The organism is Moorella sp. E308F (assembly GCF_006538365.1).
Taxonomy (GTDB): Bacteria; Bacillota; DSM-521; order Neomoorellales; family Neomoorellaceae; genus Neomoorella.
In genome coordinates this window covers 239,865-261,860 of the sequence record NZ_BJKN01000003.1, presented here as the reverse complement: position 1 = coordinate 261,860, position 21,996 = coordinate 239,865, and the positions used below count along the sequence as shown (strand labels likewise).

Below are 21,996 nucleotides of genomic sequence, written 5' to 3'. Positions count from 1 at the left end.
GGCTTTTTAAGTCTACTCGTACCGCAGGGCTTCGATGGGGTTGGAAGTTGCGGCTTTGCGGGCCGGGTAGTAGCCGAAGAATATCCCCACCAGGGCCGAAAAACCGATGGCCAGCAGGATGGAGGCTGGGGCGATGACTGCCGGCCAGCCGGCCAGAACGGCTACCAGGCGGCTGCCGGCGAGGCCGGCCAGCATCCCGATCACGCCGCCGGCCAGGCTCAATACCAGGGCTTCGATGAGAAACTGGGTGAGGATGGCCCCGCTGGTGGCACCGACGGCCATGCGGATGCCGATCTCCCGGGTGCGCTCGGTGACGGACACCAGCATGATGTTCATGATGCCGATGCCGCCCACCAGCAGGGATACCGCCGCCACGCCGGCCAGCAGCAGGGTCATGGTTTTGGTGGTGTCGGCTACCGTCTCCATGATGGCCGTCATGTTCTGGATATTGAAGTCGTCTTCCTGCTGGCTACTGAGGCGGTGCCGCTGCCGCAGCAGGGCAGCGATTTCTTCCTGCACCGTATTGAGGCTTGCGGCATCCCGGGCCTGGACGTTGATGACCTGGACGTTCTGCCTGCCGGTGAAGCGCTGCTGGGCGGTGGTGATGGGAATGTAGATCATGTCGTCCTGATCCTGGCCTCCCATGCCGCCGCCCTGCTCCGCCAGCACACCGATTACGGTAAATCTTAGATTATTGAGGGTGATGGTCCGGCCGACGGCGCTGCTGTCGTCTGGAAAGAGGTTTGCCTCTACTGTCGGCCCTAACACGGCTACCAGGGCGGCTCGTTCGGTGTCTTCGGGGGTGAAAAAGGAGCCGACTGCTGTCTCCAGGTTTCTTATTTCCGGGTAAGAAGCGCTGGTGCCTTTGACGGTGGTGCTCCAGGTCTGGCTGCCGGCGGCGGCCGTCACCTGCTGGTTGAGTTCCGGGGCGACGTTCTGCACCAGCGGCAGGCCGGCTATGGCCGTGGCGTCGTCCAGGGTAAGGCTTTCGATCCCGGCGGCGCCGCGCACCGGTCCAAACCCCAGCCCCGGCCGCACCATCAATATGTTGGAACCCATGCGGGCTATCCTTTCTGTTACCTGGGCCGTTGCCCCCTGGCCGATGCTGACCATGACGATTACTGCCGCTACGCCGATGATGATGCCCAGCATGGTCAGTAAGGAGCGCATCTTGTTGGCCAGCAGCCCGCGCCAGGCTACGGCCAGCGCCGCCCTGAGATTCATCCTTTCCCCTCCCCTGCCGGCACTGCCGCCAGCTCTTTTTCCGCCTGCCGCGGCTGTTCTATGACCTCATCGGCGACGATCAGGCCGTCCCGTACTCGTACCAGCCGCCGGCAGTAGGCGGCGATGTCGGGCTCATGGGTGACGATGACGACCGTCAGGCCGCGCTCGCGGTGCAGGCGCTGGAAAATGGCCATCACCTCGACGCTCGTCCGGGTATCTAGCGCGCCGGTGGGCTCGTCGGCCAGGATGATGGCCGGATCGTTCACCAGGGCGCGGGCGATGGCTACCCGCTGCTGCTGGCCTCCGGACAGCTGGGACGGCAGGTGGTTTTCTCTCCCTTCCAGCCCTACCTGCCGCAGGGCGGTAAGTGCCCTGGCCTGCATTTCTCGCCGGGGGACGCCGGCGTAGATTAGGGGCAGGGCGACGTTTTCCCAGGCCGTCATGTTGCCGATGAGGTTGAAGCTCTGGAAGACGAAACCAATCTGCCGATTGCGGATGTAGGCCAGCTGGTCCGGTGCCAGCCTGGTGACGTCCTGGCCGTGGAGCAGGTAGCGTCCGCTGGTGGGTTTGTCCAGGCAGCCCAGGATGTGCATGAGGGTGGATTTGCCTGACCCGGAGGCGCCCATGACGGCTACCATCTCCCCGGCGGCGATTTCTAAATCGATCCCCCGCAGGGCGTGCACGCGGTTTTCACCGTTGGCGTAGATCCTGGTTACCCCCTGCAGCTGGATTACTGGCGCGCCCACGCCGGTTACCTCCCCTGGGTCGTCCGGGCCGGCTGCCGGTTCTGCATGGGTGCGGGGCCGAAGAACGACCTGGTCTGGGTGCCGGTGGACGATCTGGCGGATGTGCTGGTGCCGATGATTACCGCCTCGCCGGGCTGCAGCCCGCTCACGACTTCCACGCTGCTCTCGTCGCTCAGGCCGGTGACGATCTGGCGGGGTACCGGGCGGCCGTTTTCCAGGACCAGCACAAGGGCCCGGCTGGCGCCGGGTTCTTCAGCGCTTACCTCGCTCTTCCCCGTACCGGTACCGACGCCGGAAGATGTGCCTCCCTGCCCGCCGCGCTGGCCTGCCGCGCTGCCAAAGCTACCCGCCGCTGTGCTGTTGGCAGGGCTGCCGTTTTTACTGCTGCTGTTCTGGTAGCTGCTGGCAAAAGATAGGGCCGCCCTGGGCACGGTGAGGACGTTGTCCTTGCGGGCGATGATGATGTTGACGCTGGCCGTCATGCCGGCCTTCAGGGGCAGACCCTCGTCTATGGATATAACCACGTCATAGAGTTGGACGTTGGATACGGTCTCGGCCTGGGGGGCGATCCAGGCCACCTGCCCGGACATCTCCCGGCCGGGCACGGCGTTGACGGTGAAGGTTACCTTCTGGCCGATCTTTACTTTGTTGATGTCGGCCTCGTTCACCTGGGCCCGCAGCTGCAGGGCCGGGGTAATCATGGTAATAAAACTGGAGCTGGTGTTGTCCGTGCTGCTGCCCACGCGGTAGCCCACCTCGCCGTTGACGGCACTGACGATGCCGTCCCAGGGGGCGCGGAGCTGGGCGCTGTCAAGGTTACTCTGGGCCAGGGTCACCTGCACCCGGGCGGCCTCCACCTGCGCCCGCGCCGCGGCGATGTCTTCCGGCCGGCTGCCGTTCTTCAAAGCTTCCAGGGCCGCCTCAGCCTGGCGCAGCTTGGCGGCGGCGGAATCGCGGTTGGTGATGGCGCTGTCCAGCTCTGCTTTGGACAGCGCCCCGGCCTCGTACAGGGCCTGATTGCGCTCTACCGTGGCCTGGGCGTTGTTATATGCCGCCCGGGCGGCTTCCACGTTGGCCTCCGCCTGGGCGATGTCCGTGGGCAGGGGGCCGGCTTCGAGTTCCTGCAGGTTGGCCAGGGCGCTATTGAGATTGGCCCGGGCCTGGGCCAGCTGCGCCTCCAGGTCGGTGGTGTCCTGGCTGGCCAGGACCTGGCCCGCTTTCACGACGTCTCCGGGCTTGACGTAGATGGCTTTGATGATGCCGCTGTTTTTAAAGCCCAGGTTCACGCTCTTGACCGGCTCGATGGTGCCGGTGGCGTTGATGGTGTTGACGATGCTGCCCTGACTGGCGGGCAATGTTATGTATGTCACCTGCACCCGGCGCCCGTGCTGCCACCACAGAAAGGCGCCGCCCAGAAGCAAAAATAAACAAACCCCCAGCAGCCACTTGAGCTTTTTGGGACGGGGGGGCGCTACAGGGACTGCACCTGCTGTCATGTCAATCTCCTCTCCTGCTGCCGCGCTGCCGGTATATCTAATTTCCAATTATAGCAGGAAGCCGGTGGTCAAACCTTAAAAATTTCTAAGAATTGTTAGGGGCGATCTCCATTTAATAAACGAACCCTACTTTTCCCCAGCCTCATCATCGGTCCAAGGAAATGTCTTGTTGTTATCGCGGATTCAGGGTATAGTTAGAGCTGAGGAGTATGGAATATAATCCAGGGTGGTGAGGGCAACATGGAGCCCATTGATTTTATGTCTATGCGCCGGATGGTTATGGCCGAGGATCAGTTATTGGCCAGTCAGCGGCAGGCGGAAGCCCAGGCCAGGGCCCGGGCCGTGGCTAAATGGCTTAAGGAAAAGTATGGTGTTGACGAGGTATATTTATTCGGCTCTCTTGCCTGGGGCGGCTTTAACAGCCATTCCGATATTGACATGCTGATACGGGGTTTTAAAGATAAGGAACACTACTGGCAAATGCAGGTTCAGGCTGAAAACATAGCCGGTCCTTTCGAGTTGAACCTGCTCTGCGAGGAAGAGGCACCGGAATCCCTGCGCCGGAAAGTTGCTGAAAAGGGGGTGAAATTGGCATGAAATTGCGGGATCTGCTCATCCTGGAGGCAAGGCTTAATGAAGAAAAAGAAAACCTGGAGCGGCTAAAGAAAACCTTACAGGCCAGGGGATTCTGGGCCACACCACAGCAGGAGATAAGCCTACGGCAGGCGGATGAGTTTACTTTGCGAGCCCTGGCTTCGGTCCTACTTGACTACTATACCGGTATTGAAAATATGTTTGAGGAAATCGCTAAGGCGGTAGACGGCAGCCTGCCCTCCGGTCAGGAATGGCATAAGGATTTGCTCCGGCAGATGAAGCTGGATATAAACGGTATCAGGCCGGCCGTAATCACCCGGACGACTTTTGCTTTACTTGATGAATACCGTAAATTCCGGCACCTGGTTCGCAATATCTATGGTTTTAATTTAATACCGGAAAGGCTGGAACCGCTGCTCAACAGGTTGCCCGAAGTGGACCAGCGTTTGAAGAACGAGGTTGACGGTTTTATCAAGCAGATGTACGAGATTATCCGGCGAAGCGTTAATTAAGGATGCCTGTGGCCGGCAAGGGGATAAGACGGCGTAAAAGAAAGGCTGTCGACCTGTTGCCTGGCCAACAGCCTGAAACCCGCTTGGGCCCTTACACCGCGTTTAAGGTTCGCCGCAAGCGAAAACTTAAGAAGCCTCCTGCCGGATGCCGGCCATAAGGAGCCCTAATGAGCGTTCGTCGGCGTCTCCCGCGTCCATGACCCTCATGAGCTGTCCCTCATATATTACGGCAATGCGGTCGGATAAGGTCATAATTTCTTCCAGGTCCTCAGAAATGAGGAGTACCCCCATTCCCTTGTCCCTGGCTTCCATGAGCTTCAGGCGGACGTATTCGGTAGCTCCTATATCCAGCCCCCGGGCGGGATAGGCCGCCACCAGTACGGAAGGATTACGCGTAATCTCTCGCGCCAAGATTACCCGCTGGATATTACCCCCGGAAAGGCGGCCGGTCGGGGTATCCAGGCCGGGGGTTTTGACGCCAAAGCTCTCCACCAGCGCAGCGGCCCGCGATCTTATACCCTGGTTATGCAGGAAAATCCCTTTGGCATAAGGCGGCCGGCAGTGGTCTTTGAGGATCAGGTTTTCCCACACGGCAAAGGAAGGTATGGTACCTACATGCATTCTATCCTCAGGGATATATCCCAGCCCCTGCTTGATAATCTTCTCCGGAGGCCAATTGGTGATATCCTTCCCGTCCAAAAGGATCCGGCCTTTAGTTGCTTTTCTCAGGCCGCTTATAACTTCCGCCAGTTCCTTTTGCCCGTTACCGGAGACCCCCGCCAGGCCCAGGATTTCTCCCTGCCTGACTTCTAAAAATATCCCCCGCAGGGCCGGAGTCCCTTTATCGCCGTTGGCCCAGACTTCCTTAAGCTCCAGGACGGTTTTCCCCGGAGGACGCCGCTTCCTGGCTGCCGGAGGAGTCATATCCCGTCCTACCATGAGCCGGGCCAGCTCCTGGGGCGAGGTTGCACAAGTCTTCCGCACGGCTGCTACCCTGCCGTCCCGCAGCACCGTTACTCTATCGCTGACGGCCATGACTTCATTTAACTTATGGCTGATAAATACTACCGGCCGCCCCTGCCTGGCCATATTTTTCAGCAGCGCGATTAATTCGCCGGCTTCTTGCGGGGTAAGGACAGCAGTGGGTTCGTCCAATATGAGCAGGCTGGCCCCGCGGTAAAGCACCTTGACTATCTCCACCCGCTGCTGTTCGCCTACACTCAGCTGCCAGACGTAAGCGTCCGGGTTGACGGCCAGGCCGTAGGTGTTGGAAATTTCCTTGATCTTTCGGCTGACCGCCTTGAGATCCAGGAAAGCCCCTTTAGGAGACGGCAGGCCCAGGGCCACGTTTTCGGCCACCGTAAGGGTGGGCACCAGCATAAAATGCTGGTGCACCATCCCGATGCCGAGCTCCAGGGCCACCCGGGGAGAAGTTATCTTTACCGGCCGGCCGTTGACCAGGATTTCGCCCTCATCCGGCTGGTAAAGGCCGTAAAGGATGCTCATCAAGGTGCTCTTGCCGGCCCCATTCTCCCCTAAAAGGGCCAGTACCTCCCCGGCTCGTATTTCCAGGTCGACATGATCGTTGGCCAGTACCCCGGGAAACCTTTTGGTAATCCCGCGCATTGCCAGATGCCTGATTTCTCCTGCCATCCGGTTTCCCCTTTACTTTTTCTGCTGTTCTTCCTTCTTGGGCTGTTCCTTGGGAAGCTCTATTTTCAGGCTGCCGCTGGCAATGGCCTGCCGGGCTTTTTCCACGGCGTCTTTGGCTTCCTGCGGTATCTTATCGGCCAGCTTGGGGTTATATTTAAGCTCTAAAGTGCCGTCGGCGATGGACAGCACCAGGTGCTGGCCGCCCAGAACCCCCTGCTGCCTTAAATCTATCATTTTGGTGACTACCTTTTCCCATTGATAAACCTGGGCGGCCAGGACCGTATCAGGGGCTATGCTGGATTGATCCATATCGGTGGACAGCCAGTACTTGCCGCTGCGCCCGGCCACCGCCCGGATGGCGCCCACGGCCTGCTGGGAAGAACCCGTCAGAATATCCGCGCCGGCATCCATATGCACCTTGGCCAGTTCTCCCGCGCCTACGATATCGTTAAAGGAACCGGTGTAGGCGATGCGGACTTTGACTTCAGGTTTGGCGGCCGCCACGCCCTGCTGGAAACCGTAGTTGTACTTGATGGCATCCCCGGATTCTACCGGGCCGACAATTCCCGTAATCCCGGATTTGGTCATCTTGGCCGCCAGTATCCCCAGCAGATACCCGCCTTCCTGGGCCTGGGGATCGTAGGCAAAGATGTTGGGTGCCGTCTGGTATCCGGTGCCGTAGGCAAAGGTGGTCTTGGGAAAATCGGCCGCGATCTCCTGCAGCACGCTCTGGTACTGGGCGCCGTGGGCGATCACAATGTCATACCCCTGGCTGGCATACTGGCGTATGGCCGCCCCGGCGTCGACGGCGTTGCCCAGCCTTTCGCTCACGGCAATCTCCACCTTATCTTTACCCATTTTTTCCTGCACAGCTTTCAGGCCTTCATACATAGACTGGCTCCAGGCCATATCGTCCACCGTGCTGGGCAGGACCAGGGCGATGCGCACCTTCTCCGGATTCTTTTCCTGCCCTTCTTTCGCCGTGTCGACTGCCGATTTGTTGCCGCAGGCGGACAGCGCGGCCAGCAGCACGACAGCCGCCAGGATAGTTAAGATTCGCTTCCATTTCTTCATGCCATAAATCCCCCTTCTTATTACCAAGCTAAAATAATGCTTTTACCCCCGGGTCCCGCGTTCGTAGGGCCTGCCCAAGGCCGCAGGCGCCCAGACGCGGCCGAAGGATACAGCCAGGGCCATTATTGTGATTACATACGGCAGGATTACCGCCAGCTCGTAGGGCACGCTGATGCCCAGCACCTGCACCCACTGCTGGAAGGAATCCGCCATGCTGAAAAGCAGCGAGCCGGCCAGGATGCCAAAGGGGCTCCAGCGGCCGAAGTAAACCAGGGCTACGGCAATAAACCCCCTGCCGGCAGTTATATAGTCGGCATACATGTTGGCCTGGCCCACCGTGAGATAGGCTCCTGCAAGGCCCGCCAGCATGCTCCCCAGGATCAGGCACTGGTAACGGATGCCGTCTACGCTGACACCCAGGGTATCGGCCGCTTCCGGGGTGGTACCTACTGCCCTGACCTTCAGCCCCCAGGTGGTTTTATAGAGTACAATCCAGGATATGGGGACCAGAATATAAGCCAGGTACACAAGCCAGTTGTGGTTGAAAAATATGGTCCCAATATAGGGGATATCTCCCAGCCCGGGAATTTTGACAGGCCGCAAACCCTCAATGGTGGTTATGGCTCCTACGTACAGCCGGAAGAGCAGCCCGGATAGCCCCCAGCCGAACATGTATAAACCGATGCCGCTTATACCCTGTTCAGCCTTGAAAGTTATGCTTACTATACCCATGAGCAGGCCCATAAGGGCGCCGACGATTAAGCTGATCAGGATGCCGAGATAAATATTGCCGGTGCGCCAGGTTACGAAAAATCCCATAAAGGCTCCCATGAGCATAATGCCTTCAATACCGAGGTTGTACACTCCTGAGCGCTGGGTAAACATTTCCCCCAGGGCTGCCAGTAAAAAGGGGGTAGCCAGGCGAATCCCCGTAGCCAGTATGCCAACTATTAGTCCTTGACTGATGACGTCTTCCATTATAATCCGGTGCCTGCCTCCTCCTTTGCCTGTTTGGAACTGGGAAAAATATGGCGGGTAAATATACGTGCCAGCAGTTCGGGTTTCCGCAGCAGGAGGTCGCTGGATACGACAAACAGGATGACGAGGCCCTGGATGGCCATAACTATGGCTGCCGGCACGTGAACGGCCCGCTGCATCATGTCGGCCCCTAAAATAAGGGCGCCTATCAGGATGGCGGCCGGTATTGTGCCCAGGGGATGGAGGCGTCCGAAAAGGGCTGCTACGATCCCGCTGAACCCGTACCCGGCCGAAAGGGACTCCAGGGCGCGATGGTGGACTCCCAGCACTTCCACCGCCCCTGCCAGGCCGGCCAGGGCGCCGGCCAGGGCGATAGCCAAAATAAGGTAAAATTCTACCCTGATGCCGCCGTAACGCGCGGCCTCTGGCCCCGCGCCGACGGCCCGCATGCGGTAGCCGATGGTTGTGCGCCAGAGAAAAATATACACCAGGACGGCCAGGACAAGCGCCAGGATAAAGCCCGTATGCAAGCGCATACCCGGTATTAAACGGGCCAGCCAAACCTGCCTGGGCACCAGGCCTGTCTGCGGCACGCCGGTACCATAGGCCACCTCCTGGGGGTCGATCAACGGTCCCCTTATCAGGTAAAGGTAGAGCTGCAGGGCGATTTGGTTTAGCATGACGGTGCTCAAAATCTCGTTTACCGCCAGGCGGGCTTTTAACCAGCCGGCGATGCCGCCCCAGATGCCGCCGGCCACACAGCCGGCCAGCAAAACCAGGGGTAAAAGGATAACCTTAGGCCAGTCGGGGAGGGCCAGGGCCACGGCGGCGGCCGTTACAGCTCCAACGAGTATTTGCCCCTCCCCGCCGATGTTGAGGATACCGCTGCGGAAAGATATGACTATACCCAGCCCCACTAAAAGCAAGGGAGTAGCGCGTACCAGGGTTTCCGTGATGCCGAATTGGCTGCCGATGGGGCCGGCGAACATAACGCTGTAAGCCTTTATGGGGTCCGACCCGGCTATAATCAGAAGCACAGCGCCCACCAGCAGGGCGCCTGCTAAAGCACCTAGCAGGATTAATGTTTGTATAAGCCACGATTTAGATGTTTGATTATTCACACGTCCACTCCCCATTAATAATGGTTAAAATTTTAATGTTAGTGTTAATGTATTCTACTTACTTATCTTTATTCCTGCTAAACCAGGGTGGGGTTTAAAATAATTTTTCAGCTGCGCCTTTATCGCAGGCAGCCCGTTCCAATTTTGAAGGAGGGGTGCCGGGAAACCGCCTTCACTTTCCTTAGTAACGGCAAAAATAAAGCCATCTATCTTGGAATAGATGGCCCCTTTGCCTGTAAGCTTCCTTGCTTACCCCCCAAGTGCGGTTTTATTATAACTTCCCGCGATTCTTATGTCAATAGACGGAAAACCGTAGTTAAATGGCTACTTATGAGCGACCAACACCCTTCAAAGACTGCTGCGAGCACCCAGAGAACCTTCACGGTGAAAGGGTCATCCACCGGACGGCGTTCCTTCCAAAGGCGAATCTCCTCTCCGGGCAGGGCTGAGGCCTGGTACTGGAAGCGGGAGGGAAATAGACCTTGCCCAGGCAAGGGAGGGAAAAATATTGCCATTACTCCAGTAAAGTTTTATACTAAAAACAAATTTTATCCAAAAAGAGGAGATGAATACGGTGTTCTCTTCCCGGCGTCCCCTGGCTGAAGTTACCCGGGAACTGGTGGCTGCAGCTACCGGAAAAATCCCGGCCGATACCGTCATTAAAAACGGTAAAGTCGTCAATGTCTTTACGGGCGAGATCCTGCCCTGGGATATTGCCATTAAGGATGGCCGGATAGCCAGCGTCGGCGATGTCAGCCGGAGCATCGGCCCGGCAACGACAATAATCGATGCCTCCGGTTACTACCTCTGTCCCGGTTTTATGGACGGCCATGTTCATGTGGAAAGCAGTATGGTGACGGTAACCCAGTTTGCCCGCGCCGTCCTTCCCGGCGGCACAACGGCGATATTCATGGACCCCCATGAGATCGCCAATGTCCTGGGGCTGGAAGGGGTAAAGTTAATGGTGGACGAAGGCCGGGACCTTCCTTTAAAGGTCTTTGCCACCATGCCCTCCTGTGTCCCCGCCGCCCCGGGCTTCGAGGACGCCGGTGCCGCCTTCGGCCCGGCGGAAGTAGCCAGCGCCATGGGGTGGCCCGGCGTCTGCGGCCTGGGAGAAATGATGAACTTCCCCGGCGTCCTGGCCGGCGATCCCGGTGTGCACGGCGAGCTGGAGGCCACCTTAAAGGCCGGCAAACCCGTTACCGGCCACTTCGCGCTGCCGGGTGATTTCCAGGGCCTGGCCGCCTATACTGCCGCTGGCATCTCCTCCTGCCACGAATCTACCTGCAGGGAAGACGCCCTGAACCGGCTGCGCCTGGGCATGTACGCCATGATGCGGGAAGGTTCGGCCTGGCACGATATTAAGGCCACGATTAAAAGCCTGACGGAAAGCAGAATCGACAGCCGCCGTGCCGTCCTGGTCAGCGATGATACCCACCCGGAAACCCTGCTTTCGGCAGGGCACTTAAACCATGTGGTGCGGCGGGCTGTAGAGGAGGGGCTTGATCCCGTCCGGGCCATCCAGGCAGTAACTATTAATACCGCCGAATGCTTTGGTGTCGCCCAGGACCTGGGGGCCATTGCTCCCGGCCGCTGTGCCGATATCCTCTTCCTGAAGGACCTGGCCGGCGTGGAGGTGGATAAAGTCATGGTCGACGGCCGGATAGTGGCTGCCGGCGGCCGGTTGTTAATCGACCTCCCCGCCGTCACTTATCCCGACCGGGTGCGTCATTCGGTCCACTTAAAGGAACCCCTGGCAGCCGCCCACTTCCGCCTGCCGGCCCCAGCAGGCAAGAGCCAGGTCCAGGTCCGGGTGATAGAAATTATCGAGGCTAATGTCATTACCCGCCACCTCACCACCACCGTACCGGTTGCTGACGGGCAGCTCCAGGCCTCCACTACCGGGGACCTGGCTAAAGTAGCCGTTGTTGAGCGCCACGGCGGTAACGGCAGCATCGGCCTGGGCTTTGTCCGGGGCTTCGGCTTTCAAGGCGGGGCCGTCGCTTCCACGGTCGCCCACGACAGTCACAATCTCCTCATTGTCGGCATGAACGATGCCGACATGGCCCTGGCCGGTAATACCCTGGCCCAATGCGGCGGCGGTATGGTAGCCGTTCGGGACGGCAAAATCCTGGCCCTCCTGCCTCTGCCCATCGCCGGGCTCATGTCAGACCGGCCGGTGGAAGAAGTAGCCGGAGAGCTTACCGCCGTCCAGCGGGCCTGGCAGGAGCTTGGCTGCTGCCTGGTATCGCCTTTTATGACCATGGCCCTCCTCTCTCTGCCGGTCCTCCCGGAACTGCGCCTGACCAACCGCGGCCTGGTGGACACCCTGGAGTTTAAATTTGTGGACCTGATTATTGACTAAATGGACTTTGGTTCTCACCATAAAGCTCTTTCATGAGGCGCTCGCGTACTGTGGCTATTTGTTGTAGGCTGCGAACGAGATATAGCAGCGAGCAGATATATACTGCTGTAGAGGGTTTCAATTCCTCATAGGTAGGCTGCGAACTTTATCGTAACACTATAGTTGTTGGCGGTGAGGAGTGTTTCAATTCCTCATAGGTAGGCTGCGAACAACGGTTGTCGAGCGCCTGGCCACCACCTACGACGAGTTTCAATTCCTCATAGGTAGGCTGCGAACTTAGAACAGCTACGCAAGAAAGCGGAGGAAAGCCATGAGTTTCAATTCCTCATAGGTAGGCTGCGAACGTATATTCCCTTCTTCCATATTTCCGGGTCGCTACTCAGGTTTCAATTCCTCATAGGTAGGCTGCGAACGAGTTTGATGATATGATGCGCCGCACCTTCTCTGCTTCGTTTCAATTCCTCATAGGTAGGCTGCAAACTAAAGAAGCAGATCCTTTTAAATCGTTGTGCGGAGAGGTTTCAATTCCTCATAGGTAGGCTGCGAACGGAGTAATGGCAGTAAAAAACTGGCGGGCAGGTTTTTGGTTTCAATTCCTCATAGGTAGGCTGCGAACAGAAGTAAAACTCACTCCCGAGGCCGCCGAAAACCTGTTTCAATTCCTCATAGGTAGGCTGCGAACATAAGAGTGCCTTAGCAACCGCCTCTATTCGGCTATCTGGTTTCAATTCCTCATAGGTAGGCTGCGAACCTGGCATTATCTCTCCTGATTGCCTGAAAAATATCCTGTTTCAATTCCTCATAGGTAGGCTGCGAACCCCTTATCCACAAGGACGGCTGGCGCGACTACGCATGGTTTCAATTCCTCATAGGTAGGCTGCGAACTATTCTGTATATATCATACCATACCATATGAATGATGTGTTTCAATTCCTCATAGGTAGGCTGCGAACAAGGAGGTTTTACAAGTGCAAGAAATTATAAATATCCGTTTCAATTCCTCATAGGTAGGCTGCGAACGTAGATTAGAGATAGCCCGGAAATTAAAATTAAAAGTTTCAATTCCTCATAGGTAGGCTGCGAACGCCATCGCCCTTAGCGATAAAGCTATATTCATTAAGGGTTTCAATTCCTCATAGGTAGGCTGCGAACGGGTATAATCCAAAATATGACTTTATAAAACACGCTGTTTCAATTCCTCATAGGTAGGCTGCGAACAGGATACAATAAAGAAGATGCTCTCGCAGCCGCATATGTTTCAATTCCTCATAGGTAGGCTGCGAACGAGGTAACGGATGATGATTTAGGAAGGGCCTTATTTGTTTCAATTCCTCATAGGTAGGCTGCGAACTTACTGATGCACCAAACCTGTCAAGGCATTTTACTTGAGTTTCAATTCCTCATAGGTAGGCTGCGAACTATGTAGTAGGAATAGACAGACCGTATTATCCAACTGTGTTTCAATTCCTCATAGGTAGGCTGCGAACGCATATTTGCCAGGTCCTCCTTTCTAATGAAGGCTGGTTTCAATTCCTCATAGGTAGGCTGCGAACTCATGATGCGGTAATAAATTATTTTTTCCGGTTTCGTGTTTCAATTCCTCATAGGTAGGCTGCGAACAGCCGGGACGCGTAATTAAGGTGAATGAGCATCCGGTCGTTTCAATTCCTCATAGGTAGGCTGCGAACGTATATTCCATGCATATACTCTTTTCACTACGCCCCGTTTCAATTCCTCATAGGTAGGCTGCGAACGGGTAGAAAGGACGATAACCTTAAAGGCGAATACCGGTTTCAATTCCTCATAGGTAGGCTGCGAACGTGGAAATGGAGGAAGAATATACAGGTGAAATGAGTCGTTTCAATTCCTCATAGGTAGGCTGCGAACCCGAGGTGACGCGGCCTGGATATGCAGAGAGCAAGTGTTTCAATTCCTCATAGGTAGGCTGCGAACTAAATAAATGGGCGACTATTGTGCATGAAGCATATAGGTGTTTCAATTCCTCATAGGTAGGCTGCGAACTCACGTCTACCTTGCCTATATTGTTTGCTCCCGCCGGGTTTCAATTCCTCATAGGTAGGCTGCGAACAAGCATCGGCGTTAAGCCGGGTCCGGTTGTAAAGATAGTTTCAATTCCTCATAGGTAGGCTGCGAACCGAAGATGAAAAATGGGCAAATTGGGAAAAAATGGGTTTCAATTCCTCATAGGTAGGCTGCGAACGAACAAGAACAGGCTATGTTATCAGCTATGGCACAGGTTTCAATTCCTCATAGGTAGGCTGCGAACGTCACGTTTACAGTAAGGAATAGCCTGCTCTATTGGTTTCAATTCCTCATAGGTAGGCTGCGAACGGGTCAAGTATGGGTTGGCAATAAACTGGCGGCCACGTTTCAATTCCTCATAGGTAGGCTGCGAACGATCGGATGGCGGTTAGTATTCTTTTGAATGAGTATTGTTTCAATTCCTCATAGGTAGGCTGCGAACTTGGACGGCCTCAACGGTGTAGTCTGGGAGGACGAGTTTCAATTCCTCATAGGTAGGCTGCGAACCTCAAGGAGGCGGGGAACAACCTCAAATCAGCGGTGTTTCAATTCCTCATAGGTAGGCTGCGAACTTGCCTAATGGCTTATACGTCTTTGACTTTACTTACGTTTCAATTCCTCATAGGTAGGCTGCGAACGGGGAAGAGAGAACCGAGGTAATTATCATGAGCGAGGAGGTTTCAATTCCTCATAGGTAGGCTGCGAACACACTTCTTTGGAGAAAACTGTGGTAATATGTTATGTTTCAATTCCTCATAGGTAGGCTGCGAACTATAGATGACGGCGTTGCCAGCACAGCAGGAACCTCGTTTCAATTCCTCATAGGTAGGCTGCGAACAAGCCTGCTCGGTTCCCAGTCAGTGCCTTCCTCGCCTTGGTTTCAATTCCTCATAGGTAGGCTGCGAACCCCGTTCTCTATTCTACAACAAGTGGGAGTATCAAGGTTTCAATTCCTCATAGGTAGGCTGCGAACACATACCGCCTACAGTAGCTGCTCTCCTGCGACCCTAGTTTCAATTCCTCATAGGTAGGCTGCGAACCCTGACCGGCAGCGCGGATAATGCTGCCATTACCTGTTTCAATTCCTCATAGGTAGGCTGCGAACACACTTTTGCCGTCCTTATTAGTTCTTCCATACTGTGTTTCAATTCCTCATAGGTAGGCTGCGAACCTTCAGGACGGCAGTGGGTGGCCCGTTTTGTAGCGGGTTTCAATTCCTCATAGGTAGGCTGCGAACATCAGGGCCACCCCCATCGCCAGGACCAGGGCCAGGAGTTTCAATTCCTCATAGGTAGGCTGCGAACCAACTGCAAAATGCCAGAGAAGGAATCTTATCTTTGTTTCAATTCCTCATAGGTAGGCTGCGAACAAGTAATTTCCGGTAGGTCAGGCCGACAGGGAGTTTGTTTCAATTCCTCATAGGTAGGCTGCGAACGATCGGCCGCGGACGCCGTCCGCTTCCTGGTCCGCCGTTTCAATTCCTCATAGGTAGGCTGCGAACCCATTTATATACTAGTTTGGCTGCTTTTTTATTATAGCATATTTCCAGCAAAAACTTAATCTAAAGTAAAGGATACAGTAAATTCAAGGATTTTTTGATATCTTCACTGTCGTCGATCCCCAGGGATTTTTACATTATTCAAGGTCGACGACATTTTTCCTGCTTAAATTACAGGTTCCAGCATACCAAAACCCTGGGAATTTTTGGCGCCGATACCCACACTAAAGACCAGGCGAATTAACTGCAGATCACCTGTTAGCATATATTTACCCAACCAGCCTTTGATTACTGTATCCTTATAATAAACTACTTTCATGTCGCTCCCCTTTACGTTATGTAATTCTAGGGGTATATCCGGCGGCAAGTTTATTCCCAGGACTGCAGCCTTCTTGAGAAGATTATTTTTTATCTGCTGGCGGAATTTTTTTCTATAGGATGATAGTAATATGTCTTCTTTTTTCCATCAGGTGCCTGCAGGGTGGAATGTCTGAAACTCTGCCTCCTGTTTGCCGTATGAATAGTTAAGCTTGTTTTTGCCCCACCTTAGATAATAGGTGGGGGGTATTTTACGCTTACAAAACCTTTGTCAGATAACCATACCCTTTTCTCCTATAGAACTATAAATTTAATTATAGTATACCCAGAATAACCCATATGTATTATTTTGGCCGAAAAATTGATTAATCCGCTCCACTGATAATAGTTACAGCCAGATAGAAGGCTCTTGCTCCTTTAAACCGGCTTTGGCTTTAGAATGCGTTCCTGTTATTATGATTATCTGAGGGAGTTTTTTATTACAGCCCGTTAAAAAAGATTATCACCTCTTCCTGGGTCTAAAAATGTGACCCCTAAGAAGAGGTGATAACCCATAAGTCCAGTAAAAGGTCTTTTGAGTAAACCTGTAAGCCGAGTTCTGTCTTGGATGGTCATCTATCTAGGACGCCAGTTGCCTGGCGCCTCCAGCGACCTTACCCGGGGACGGGGCGGGCCACCCCTTTTGTCCCCCTATTCGGTCTTGCTCCAGGTGGGGTTTACCGAGCCGGTTAGTCGCCTAACCGCTGGTGAGCTCTTACCTCACCTTTCCACCCTTGCCCAGCACTCAACTCGACAGATGAAAACTTTTATATACAAACCTGAATTTAAAACATCAGGTTCGCTTATAGTGAAAGAGGTCCAACTGTCGAGTTGAGTGCTGGGCGGTCTGTTTCTGTGGCACTTTCCTTGGAGTCGCCTCCACTGGACGTTATCCAGCACCCTGCCCTGCGGAGCTCGGACTTTCCTCAGGCGATAGGCGCGCCAGGCGCTTATCGCCCGCGACCATCCGGTTTACTCAAAAGCACTTATCCACTTTTCTTCAGCGGATTTAAATATAACACCCTTTATAGCAATCTGTCAAGGAGGACGGGTAATCCCCATGTTTATTTAGAGTACGTACCACGGTTCCTGCTCTTTCTGGGAGGCCAGGACCATCACTTCCCGCTCCTGCAATTGGTCCTGCAGGTAGGTCACCAGGGCCGGGACGATCAGCCTCTCGGTGGCAAAGTGGCCGGCGTCGATTACTGCCAGGCCTAAACTCTCGGCGGCCCGGGCTTCGTGGAACTTTAAATCCCCGGTGACCAGAACGTCGGCCCCGGCAGCCCGGGCGGTGGTCATGACATCGCTGCCGGCACCGCCGCAGACGGCCACCTTCTTTACCTTGCGTTCCCTGTCCCCCACCACGTTGACCCGGGCCGCCCCCAGGGTTTCCTTCACCTGCAGGGCAAATTCCTGCAGGGGCACGGCCTGGGATAAAACCCCCAGGCGGCCGATACCTGAAGCCGGGCCTTCGTTGGCCAGGGGGTAGATGTCGTAAGCTACTTCCTCGTAAGGGTGGGCCTGCAGCAGGGCCTGGAGGACTTCTTTCAGCCTGCCGGTGGGGACAATGGTCTCCAGGCGGTATTCTTTGACCTCTGTAACCTCCCCTTCCTGGCCTATATAGGGCCGGGTGCCGGCCAGGGGCAGGAAGGTACCGGTGCCGGCCACCCGGAATGTGCAGTCGGAATAATTGCCGATCCAGCCGGCCCCGGCGCGGGTAATGGCTTCCCGCACGACCTTTTCATGGTCTTCCGGCACAAAGGTCACCAGCTTATAATACTTCTCCCGGCGGGTGGGAAGGAGGACCTGGATATCTTCCAGTTCCAGCTTTACCGCCAGGTGATAGCTGACGCCCAAATCGGCGCTGTCTAAATTGGTATGGGCCGAGTAGACCATGATGTTGTCCTGGATGAGGCGCCGGACCAGATCGCCCGGGGCTTTGTCAAAACGTAAGGATTTAAGGGGGCGAAAAAATAAGGGGTGATGGCTGATGATGAGATTGGCCCCCCGGGCGGCAGCTTCCGCGGCTACCGCCATGGTAACGTCCAGGCAGACCAGGATCCGGCGGACTTCCGCTTCCGGCGAACCCAGCATGAGGCCGACGTTATCCCATTCCGCCGCCAGTTCCGGCGGGGCCAGGGCTTCCATAACGGCTATGATTTCGCTGCACCTGGCAACCATGCTAGCACCTCCCGTATCTCTTCCAGCTGCCGGCTTAAATCCATGAGCCTTTCTTTCGCGCGCTCTCCCCGGCCGGCGGCCAGCTGCCGGACGGCTGCTGTTAGCTTTTCCATCTTGTGCAGGAGATAATCCCGCAGCAGGGGGTGACGGCGCTGCAGCAGGAGGGGCCCTATCCTCCACTCCAGGTCGCTGTAAGTCGGGCTTGTACCCTGGCTGGCGGCCAGGATGATATAATAGTGGCCAGCCTCGTAAACCAGATCTTCGTTATATAAATACCAGCCGGTGGCGGCGAGATAGCGGCGCAAAGGCCCGGCTTCCCCCTGGGGCTGGAGGATCAGGCGTTTTAACTCCTGCCGCACCTCCCGCCCCGCCTCCAGGATCCCCTGCTGGGTCAGGGCGCCCAGGCCGGCCATGGTTACTGTGTCTACTTCCCCCGGCTGCAGGGGCGCAAGGCCTTCTCCCAGGCGCACTTCCACCCGCTCCTGGAGGCCGGCGGCCGCCACGGCGGCCACGGCGCGCCGGTAAGGACCCGGCGCCGCTTCCACGGCAATCACCCGCGGGCAGCGGCCGCTGCCGGCCAGGTACAGGGGAAGATAGGCGTGGTCGGTGCCGATATCGGCAACACGGCTGCCCGGCGGCACCATGCCGGCTACGGCCTGCAGGCGGGCCGGGAGCCTGATACCGGCGGCCTTCCCGGCTGCCGCCCTGCCGCTATATGCGTCTTGGCGGTAATTAAAAAAGGCCAGCACTTCACGGTCACCTCCTGACCTCCGCTGCTGGCCTTATTTTCTTTTTTGGTGGGCCCACCCGGATTCGAACCAGGAACCAACCGGTTATGAGCCGGCAGCTCTACCGTTGAGCTATGGGCCCTTTCTGGCTCCCCGGGCAGGACTCGAACCTGCAACCACCCGGTTAACAGCCGGGCGCTCTACCATTGAGCTACCGAGGAAAGCCAACGATTATATTATACCCAGAAATGCCGCCCCGGTCAACAGTCAGATGCTAAATCGGGAACCGACTCCCGCTATTCCAGGTAGTCCTTCAGTTTCTTGCTGCGGCTGGGATGGCGCAGCTTTCTCAGCGCCTTGGCTTCGATCTGGCGAATGCGTTCCCTGGTGACGCCAAATTCCTGGCCCACTTCTTCCAGGGTGCGTGCCCGCCCGTCATCCAGGCCGAAACGCAGGCGTAAAACCCGCTTTTCCCTGGGTGTCAGGGAATCCAGGACTTCCTCCAGCTGCTCCCGGAGGAGCATAAAGGAAGCGGCCTCGGCCGGCGCCTGGGCATCCTCGTCTTCGATGAAGTCCCCCAGGTGGCTGTCTTCTTCTTCCCCGATCGGCGTCTCCAGGGATACCGGTTCCTGGGCGATCTTCATGATCTCCCGTACCCGCTCTACGGGGACATCCATTTCCTTGGCGATTTCTTCGGGCGTCGGGTCCCGGCCCAGTTCTTGAAGCAGCTGGCGCTGCACCCGGATCAATTTGTTGATGGTCTCCACCATGTGCACCGGGATCCTGATGGTCCGCGCCTGGTCGGCAATGGCGCGGGTAATGGCCTGGCGGATCCACCAGGTGGCGTAGGTGCTGAACTTGTAGCCCTTACGGTAATCGAATTTCTCTACCGCCTTGATTAAACCCAGGTTGCCTTCCTGGATAAGGTCCAAAAACAGCATACCGCGGCCGACATAGCGTTTGGCGATGCTGACCACCAGGCGTAAGTTTGCTTCGGCCAGGCGGCGTTTGGCTTCTTCGTCGCCCTGCTCCATCCTCTTGGCCAGCTCGATTTCTTCTTCCGGCGTCAGCAGGGGCACCCGGCCAATCTCCTTAAGGTACATGCGCACCGGGTCGTCAATGGCCACGTTTTCAGGAATCGAAAGATCGAGGTCGGTATCGACGGTTTCGCCCTCTTCTTTTTCCAGGGCTTCCAGTTCTACCGATTCGGGCACGACCTCAATCCCCATTTGGTTGAGCTGCTCGTAAATATCGTCAATCTGTTCGGGGGAGAGTTCGATTCCCTCAAGGGCATCCATAATCTCGCGATAGGTTAAGGCGCCCTGGCTCTTGCCCTTTTCAATCAGCTCCTTGACTTTTTGCCTTTGCTGTTCTTCTTTCACCGCTACTCCCCCCTTCCGGATTTTATCGCTTTTATCGTTTGCTGCAGGTGAAAGATTTGCTCCTGGAGTTCCTGGACCCGGCCGGTGGCGCCGCTGTTTTCCGCCCGGGCCAAAGCAATTCTTATTTCCCTTTCCTGTTTTTGCAGGCGCTGGAGCTTGTAGAGGAGGATTGCTTTCTTGACGGCCTGCTCCTGGACGGGCCCCAGGCCATCGGCCAGGGTAAGCCGGGCAATAAGGGCATCCCACTCCGGCACCCCCCGGCCGGTTAAAACCCGGGCCAGGGACGGGCCGGCCAGTTCCGGTGCTTCCCGGCGCTTTTCCCGGACAAAGGCGGTGAGGCTCTGGATCGCCGGGCTGTCACCCCAGTCTTCCCCCAGCTCGCCGTCAATGCCGGCAGCCAGCCCAGGGCTGCTTAAATACGCCTGGAGTAAAAATAGCTCTCCCGGGTTCCCGGCCCGTTTTCCCGGCGCGGGGTCTTCTTTCCGGCCCGCTTTTTCTATGGCTTTTCCTGTCCTCCCGTGCCTGGCCGGCGGCTGGCTCAGGGCTTTCAGGATGGCGGCCTCGGATATCCCTGTATGACGGCTCAACAGCCGGACATAGGCTTCCTGCTCGACGACGTCCTTTACTTGTTGAAGGCTGGGAAGAACTGCGGCCATAATGGCTTTCCTGCCCAGGGGCCGGGTGGGGTCATGGGCGGCTACGGCTTTATTGATGCGAAATTCCATCAGGCTCTGGCTGGTCTCTACCAGCTCCTGAAAAGCCGCTGCTCCCCGGGCGGCCAAAAATTCATCAGGGTCTTTTCCTTCCGGGAGCTGCAGGACGCGCACCTGGAGGCCGGCAGCGGCTAGGATGTCCAGGCCCCTTAAAGTGGCGGCTTCCCCCGCGCTGTCGGCGTCGTAGGCAATGATCACTTCCCGGGCGTATTTTTTTAGCTCCCGGGCCTGCTCAGGAGTTAAGGCCGTCCCCAGGGAGGCGACTACATTATCAATACCGTGCTGCCAGGCGGCGATCATATCCATATACCCTTCGACGAGGATGGCCTGGCCTTTCCGGCGAATACCCGGCAGGGCCAGGTGCAGCCCGTAAAGGTGGCGGCCCTTGTGAAATAAAACTGTTTCGGGGGAATTTAAATACTTGGGCTGCCCCCCGCTTAAAGTCCGGCCGCCAAAGCCAATCACCCGGCCGCGGCTGTCTTTTATGGGAAACATGAGCCGCCCCCGGAAGCGGTCGGCCGTCCCCAGGGGGGGGCGGGAGGCGCTCAGGCCCGCCTGGTCAATGTCACGAGGAGTAAAACCCTGGCGCCGCAGGTAATCTACCAGGGCCGTCCCCGTATCCGGGGCATATCCCAATTCAAAGAGTCGCGCCGTTTCTCCTTTTACCCCCCGCTGCTGGAGATATAAGCGGGCCGCGGCTCCTACGGGGTGGCGCATGAGAAGGCGATAATAAAAGCTGGCAGCTATTGCCCCCAGCTGGTACAGGCGTTCCTTCCATTCCCTCTGGCGCTTGGCAGCAGGCGATTCTTCAGCGCCGGCCAGGTCAATCCCCACCCTGGCGGCCAGGGTTTTTACTGCTTCGGGAAAGCTGAGGCCATCTTGCTTCATCAAAAAAGCGAGAACATCGCCTCCCGCACCGCAGCCAAAACAGTAAAACATCTGCTTATCAGGGCTGACGGTGAAGGAGGGCGTCTTTTCTTTATGAAAAGGGCAAAGACCGACGTAATTGCGGCCGCTTTTTTTTAGCCGGACATAGCTGCCGATGATTTCGACGATGTCTACCCTGTCCTTTACCTCATCGATCACTTCCTGGCTGAAGGCGGCTGTCATGGACACCACCTCCCGGGACCCCGTGTGCTAATACAATTCGCTATTAGAATGAAATATCCTCTTTTTGGGGCCTTATTTTCGCTTTTTCCTATTATTTGTCCCGCTTTACCAGATTATACCTTGACCGGGCTGCATACAGCTTGATGGCAGGCGGTAAACTGAAAACATAAAGAGCACCGGAACTCCGCACCAACCTGTATAAACTAAAGGGCAGGCGCAAA

General features: G+C 56.4%; 15 protein-coding genes, 2 tRNA genes, 1 other RNA gene and 1 CRISPR repeat array. Of the genes, 3 read left to right on the top strand and 15 right to left on the bottom strand.

Going from position 1 to position 21,996, the window contains the following annotated elements; translation table 11 throughout:
• Nucleotides 1–12: 12 nt before the first annotated feature.
• The 3 genes from E308F_RS13980 to E308F_RS13970 are packed head-to-tail and all read right to left on the bottom strand — an operon-like array spanning nt 13 to nt 3,514.
• The gene (locus tag E308F_RS13980) at nt 13–1,224 is read right to left on the bottom strand and encodes an ABC transporter permease (protein WP_141265524.1); all 1,212 of its coding nucleotides are present in this window, start codon (nt 1,222–1,224) and stop codon (nt 13–15) included.
• Nucleotides 1,221–1,970, bottom strand: coding sequence for an ABC transporter ATP-binding protein (locus E308F_RS13975; protein ID WP_141265523.1), 750 nt, complete (start codon nt 1,968–1,970; stop codon nt 1,221–1,223). Before E308F_RS13975 ends, E308F_RS13980 begins: the two co-directional genes overlap by 4 nt.
• 5 nt (nt 1,971–1,975) lie before the next feature.
• Nucleotides 1,976–3,514 carry an HlyD family secretion protein gene (locus E308F_RS13970; protein WP_216364561.1) on the bottom strand — a complete coding sequence of 513 codons (1,539 nt, stop codon included), beginning with the start codon at nt 3,512–3,514 and terminating at the stop codon, nt 1,976–1,978.
• Nucleotides 3,515–3,706: 192 nt separating this feature from the next.
• On the opposite strand from E308F_RS13970, the gene E308F_RS13965 reads away from it, so the two are divergent.
• Together E308F_RS13965 and E308F_RS13960 are read left to right on the top strand one after the other, a co-directional pair.
• Nucleotides 3,707–4,063: a nucleotidyltransferase family protein gene (locus E308F_RS13965; protein WP_141265521.1), complete on the top strand. Its 357-nt coding sequence runs from the start codon at nt 3,707–3,709 to the stop codon at nt 4,061–4,063.
• Nucleotides 4,060–4,572, top strand: a complete 513-nt coding sequence (locus tag E308F_RS13960) for a hypothetical protein (RefSeq protein WP_141265520.1) — start codon at nt 4,060–4,062, stop codon at nt 4,570–4,572. The genes E308F_RS13965 and E308F_RS13960 overlap by 4 nt, the downstream gene beginning before the upstream one ends.
• A 126-nt stretch (nt 4,573–4,698) precedes the next feature.
• On the opposite strand, the gene E308F_RS13955 is transcribed toward E308F_RS13960, so the two are convergent.
• From E308F_RS13955 to E308F_RS13940, 4 genes are read right to left on the bottom strand one after another with little or no spacing between them, the layout of a single operon-like run.
• Nucleotides 4,699–6,225, bottom strand: coding sequence for an ABC transporter ATP-binding protein (locus E308F_RS13955; RefSeq protein ID WP_141265519.1), 1,527 nt, complete (start codon nt 6,223–6,225; stop codon nt 4,699–4,701).
• A gap of 12 nt (nt 6,226–6,237) precedes the next feature.
• Complete coding sequence (locus E308F_RS13950) at nt 6,238–7,299, bottom strand: BMP family lipoprotein (RefSeq protein ID WP_141265518.1); 1,062 nt, start codon at nt 7,297–7,299, stop codon at nt 6,238–6,240.
• A gap of 42 nt (nt 7,300–7,341) precedes the next feature.
• Nucleotides 7,342–8,277: an ABC transporter permease gene (locus E308F_RS13945; RefSeq protein ID WP_141265517.1), complete on the bottom strand. Its 936-nt coding sequence runs from the start codon at nt 8,275–8,277 to the stop codon at nt 7,342–7,344.
• Nucleotides 8,277–9,323: an ABC transporter permease gene (locus E308F_RS13940; RefSeq protein WP_216363814.1), complete on the bottom strand. Its 1,047-nt coding sequence runs from the start codon at nt 9,321–9,323 to the stop codon at nt 8,277–8,279. Before E308F_RS13940 ends, E308F_RS13945 begins: the two co-directional genes overlap by 1 nt.
• A gap of 640 nt (nt 9,324–9,963) precedes the next feature.
• Between E308F_RS13940 and ade the strand changes: the two genes are divergently transcribed.
• Nucleotides 9,964–11,763 (top strand): adenine deaminase, encoded by a 1,800-nt coding sequence (ade, locus tag E308F_RS13935; protein ID WP_172613962.1) that lies wholly within the window; start codon nt 9,964–9,966, stop codon nt 11,761–11,763.
• A gap of 114 nt (nt 11,764–11,877) precedes the next feature.
• Nucleotides 11,878–15,307: a CRISPR direct-repeat array (repeat unit 30 nt; unit sequence GTTTCAATTCCTCATAGGTAGGCTGCGAAC).
• A gap of 163 nt (nt 15,308–15,470) precedes the next feature.
• Here ade and E308F_RS13930 read toward each other — a convergent pair.
• The 8 genes from E308F_RS13930 to dnaG form a co-directional block, all read right to left on the bottom strand.
• On the bottom strand, nt 15,471–15,755 hold the full coding sequence (locus E308F_RS13930; protein WP_141265516.1) for a CRISPR-associated endoribonuclease Cas6: 285 nt from the start codon (nt 15,753–15,755) through the stop codon (nt 15,471–15,473).
• A 438-nt stretch (nt 15,756–16,193) separates the two neighbouring features.
• An RNA gene (gene rnpB / locus E308F_RS13925) (RNase P RNA component class A) lies at nt 16,194–16,640 on the bottom strand.
• An 89-nt stretch (nt 16,641–16,729) separates the two neighbouring features.
• Nucleotides 16,730–17,842, bottom strand: a complete 1,113-nt coding sequence (locus tag E308F_RS13920) for a Nif3-like dinuclear metal center hexameric protein (protein ID WP_141265515.1) — start codon at nt 17,840–17,842, stop codon at nt 16,730–16,732.
• Nucleotides 17,815–18,591 (bottom strand): tRNA (adenine(22)-N(1))-methyltransferase, encoded by a 777-nt coding sequence (locus E308F_RS13915; RefSeq protein WP_172613961.1) that lies wholly within the window; start codon nt 18,589–18,591, stop codon nt 17,815–17,817. Before E308F_RS13915 ends, E308F_RS13920 begins: the two co-directional genes overlap by 28 nt.
• 46 nt (nt 18,592–18,637) lie before the next feature.
• A tRNA-Ile gene (locus tag E308F_RS13910) sits at nt 18,638–18,712 on the bottom strand.
• Between the two features lie 4 nt (nt 18,713–18,716).
• Nucleotides 18,717–18,791, bottom strand: a tRNA-Asn gene (locus E308F_RS13905).
• 75 nt (nt 18,792–18,866) lie between these two features.
• Nucleotides 18,867–19,952: an RNA polymerase sigma factor RpoD gene (rpoD, locus tag E308F_RS13900; RefSeq protein ID WP_141265514.1), complete on the bottom strand. Its 1,086-nt coding sequence runs from the start codon at nt 19,950–19,952 to the stop codon at nt 18,867–18,869.
• A gap of 2 nt (nt 19,953–19,954) precedes the next feature.
• On the bottom strand, nt 19,955–21,775 hold the full coding sequence (gene dnaG / locus E308F_RS13895; protein WP_141265513.1) for a DNA primase: 1,821 nt from the start codon (nt 21,773–21,775) through the stop codon (nt 19,955–19,957).
• Between the last annotated feature and the right edge of the window lie 221 nt (nt 21,776–21,996).